Genomic DNA, 3,253 nt, shown 5'->3' on the forward strand with positions numbered 1-3,253 from the left:
ATCGAGAAGCACTCATCTAAGGAATAGGTGCGGCTCCCTACCTGCGCTTTTCCTTGCACAGCCATACCGGCTAATTTACGGGTGATATTTACGCCTTCTTTTTTCCCTTGTGCGCGGGCATTCGGGACGCGCGAAACGAGTACCAGCTGCCCGGCGGGCGGCGCATAGGAAGCTTCGATAGTGATTTCTCCGATGTGCAGATTCAAATGAATTTTTCCATCCGCTGTGGTGAGGATATCTACATCGCCGCGGATGCCACGATAGGATACATGCTCCCGTTCGGGGCGGAGCTGTACAGAAGTGTCGAGACCGCCGGGGAGGGTGATGGCAAAATCGTTGAGCCGGCTGGTGCTGCGTTCAAAAATGTAGCCAAAGATATTAGAGACGATGCCGGCGCGTACCACCGTGGCACCGATAATTACTTCTTTGCCGAAAATCCCGCTAAAGCGCCAGCGCTTTTCCGCGGCGAAGCGCATCCAAGCTGGCCACTGGTATTTCTGAGCAAAACGGTGATAATCAATTTGGGGAAGTGCGCCGTTATAGATTCCAAAGGGAATAGATCCATCTGGAGCTGGCACTTCTCGAGGTGAAGTAGGTAATTCCGCGATAGGTGTTTGGTAGGTGATAAACGGGTTAGTGGCTGGTAATTCCCCGATAACTTCATTGTCAGCAGGTTGGAAAATCATACACATATAATACGTTAAAATTTCTCCTTAGGTTTACAAAACTCTAATAAGTGTAATATGTGTTACGAAAATAGGTGAAGTGTAAAGGGCTTTAGTCCCACTAAAAACGCGTTTCGGCAAGGAATATCGGCTTATGTGCGGTAAAATTATGGCAGCCTCTTATATTTAAGACGCTTTTTATGCGAAAAAATAAAAAGATTTAGGAAGATCATGGAACAACAAGATTCATTTTCAGATTTTATGACCGGTATCTCTACTCCGGGCATGATTAAGTGGGAGGATATGCCCACTTATAATACGATTATGGCGCTGGCCGCCGGCGTGGGATTAATACTCGTCGCTTTCTTTATTTACGAGCTGCTGCAGAGCGTGAAGAATAAGAAACCGGTGAATACGGATTCTTTTGCACTCGCTTTTGCGGTATCAGGAATCATTCAATTCTGCACTGGTTTACATATGACTCTCACCTGGCCACTCGCTAAAGGTGGATTCGCTTACGACAACATAATTTTCGGCGAGACCACTCTCCCCTTCGGAGTGCTGCTGCTGGTGGCGGCCTTCTATCTCTGGAAGCGGGGCAAAGGAATCGGAGAAGCCGAAAACCCACTTCGCGCGGTGGCACAGAGTGCGAAACCGGTATCTATTTTTATCGGCGCCCTGGGCTTAGAACTCTTTGCGATTACCATGGCGGGTTTGATCTACCGTCTCTATGCTGCACCCGTACAGGAGCCAATCTCCGGATTCTTCTCTCCCTATCCGTGGTTTGAAGCTATTTTCCTCTCGATACTTTTCTTCCTAGCTGGCCTGGGAGCATTCCTCACGCCGATAGCTGCTTTCCAAATTGCTAGTGGAAAGACGGAGACGAGTGGAATTAGCGCCATCAAAACCTCGATGGTTTGCTGGACGATTTCGGGAGTTGCTTTTATGCTTTTCGGAGCGATGAATTTCTACACCCACATCGGATTTATTCTCAACACTATCTAAGGTAGTGGCGAAATCTAAAGCAGCGTCACCCAGAGGGGGAGGCAGCAAAGTATTTCAATAATTCCGATTTTTCGGGCAGGAAGACGGCGGGGGCGCCGGCGATCTACGTAAAGTAGCAACGCCGTGCGCCCTAGCCATATTCCGGCATAAAGTATCCAGATCCAGCTCAGCAGCTGATAGTAATACAGGGCAGAAATTACGAGGAGCGAAAAAAGATGCCACCCTATGCTGCGCCATCTAGCTGAACGCTGCCCGCGCTCGCGGATAAGGGCTTTTACGTGCAGCACAGAGCCGAAGAAATAACCAAAAGTGGCGAGGATTTCGCAAGTAAAAACAGCAGAGTCAGCTGCTAGCCACGCTGCCGGTGTGGGGTAGGCGGCCACCAGCGCCATAGTGCAGGAAATAAAAGTGGTAAAAGCGCCGCTGCGCACACTTCGTTCTGCGTGCGTCTTTAGGCAGTACAGCGCACCTATTCCGGGTGCGGCAAGAATGGCTGCCCATCCGAGTAGACCCCAGCCACGTGCCCAGAGCGTCAGAGCGGAAAAGAGTGCCGTACCGAGTAAATAGGCGAAAAGTGGTGCTCGGTAGTTTTGCCGGCGCGGTGAGCGAGTTTTCCAGTAGAGGGAGAGCTGATAGAAACTGAGGTAGGCGCCGATCCAAGCGCCGGTTAAAGTCACCTGCCCCCAGGTAAAATTTGCCGCTTCCACTAATCCGGCGGTGAGTGGAATGAGCAGTATCGCATAAGCGCCATGCTGGCGGGGGAGCCGCAAAAAATTTTTCGCCATAGCTAATTTCTAGCACGGACGCGAAAACTAATGCTATATTCTTTGCGCGGATTCACTATTCTTTGCGCGGATTCACTCTGTATTTCTGAAGGCAGAATCGCTAAGCTAAAAGCAGCCGTGAGAGCAAAAGTAACCGTGAGAGCGCAGAAACGCAGGAGTGCAGATGTATATACCGCAGCAGTATCAAATATCGGAAGCGCAGGCCTTGGAGCTAGTGGAGAAAATTGGCCGCGGGCAGTTCATCGGGCAAGTAGCGGGGCGCTGGGAATCCACCTTGCTGCCGTTTTTAGTGGAACGGCGGGGAGAAAAAATAATTGTGCAGAGCCATATCTCGAAAGTTAATCCGCAGTGGAAATGTAGCGGCAGCGGCTTAATCGTGGTGAACGGGGTGCAAGGGCAGGTGCACGGAGTTGATCTGCCGCCGAATCCGGTGGGGGCGCGCCTGCCGCGGGTGCCCACTTTAGACTATATACAGGTGCATTTACGGGGAGAGTTCTTCGCTTACACCGATCGCGAGTGGAAAATAGCGCATTTGCAGAAAATGTTGCAGCGCTTTGAAGGCGATTGGAATCTCAGTGCTGAGGATCAGAAACTCCTCGACAATGCACTGCCGGCTTTAGTGGGAGTTGAGATGGAAGTGGCAGAAATAGCTGGAAAAGCGAAGTTACACCAAAACCTGCTTCCGGAAGAAATCTCTTTTACGGCAGAAAATATGGCGGCCCGCGGCGGAGAATATGCAGAAGTGGCGCAGGCTATGGAAAAAATAGCGGTGCCGTGGGCGCAGGAGCGCGAAGCGCG

4 protein-coding genes are annotated in these 3,253 nt (G+C 50.9%); 2 read left to right on the forward strand and 2 right to left on the reverse strand.

Translation table 11 applies throughout. The features are described 5' to 3' along the window. Nucleotides 1-686: DUF2804 family protein (locus Q0X35_RS06275; protein ID WP_297566625.1), on the reverse strand; the 686-nt coding region annotated here is incomplete at its 3' end. 210 nt (nt 687-896) lie between these two features. Here Q0X35_RS06275 and Q0X35_RS06280 point away from each other — a divergent pair. Next, nucleotides 897-1,670, forward strand: coding sequence for a DUF981 domain-containing protein (locus Q0X35_RS06280; RefSeq protein ID WP_297566627.1), 774 nt, complete (start codon nt 897-899; stop codon nt 1,668-1,670). A gap of 14 nt (nt 1,671-1,684) precedes the next feature. On the opposite strand, the gene Q0X35_RS06285 is transcribed toward Q0X35_RS06280, so the two are convergent. Further along, the gene (locus Q0X35_RS06285) at nt 1,685-2,455 is read right to left on the reverse strand and encodes a YwiC-like family protein (RefSeq protein WP_297566629.1); all 771 of its coding nucleotides are present in this window, start codon (nt 2,453-2,455) and stop codon (nt 1,685-1,687) included. A 163-nt stretch (nt 2,456-2,618) separates the two neighbouring features. Here Q0X35_RS06285 and Q0X35_RS06290 point away from each other — a divergent pair. Then, nucleotides 2,619-3,253 (forward strand): FMN-binding negative transcriptional regulator (locus tag Q0X35_RS06290; protein ID WP_297566631.1); only part of this gene is annotated, 635 nt, incomplete at its 3' end.

It is taken from the genome of uncultured Arcanobacterium sp. (assembly GCF_947253055.1).
Classification (GTDB): domain Bacteria; phylum Actinomycetota; class Actinomycetes; order Actinomycetales; family Actinomycetaceae; genus Arcanobacterium_A.

What these genes read in the sequence shown, in the direction of transcription:
- Q0X35_RS06280 (WP_297566627.1), top strand. Translation starts at nt 897, where the DNA reads ATGGAACAACAAGATTCATTTTCAGATTTTATGACCGGTATCTCTACT.
- Q0X35_RS06285 (WP_297566629.1), bottom strand. Translation starts at nt 2,455, where the DNA reads ATGGCGAAAAATTTTTTGCGGCTCCCCCGCCAGCATGGCGCTTATGCG.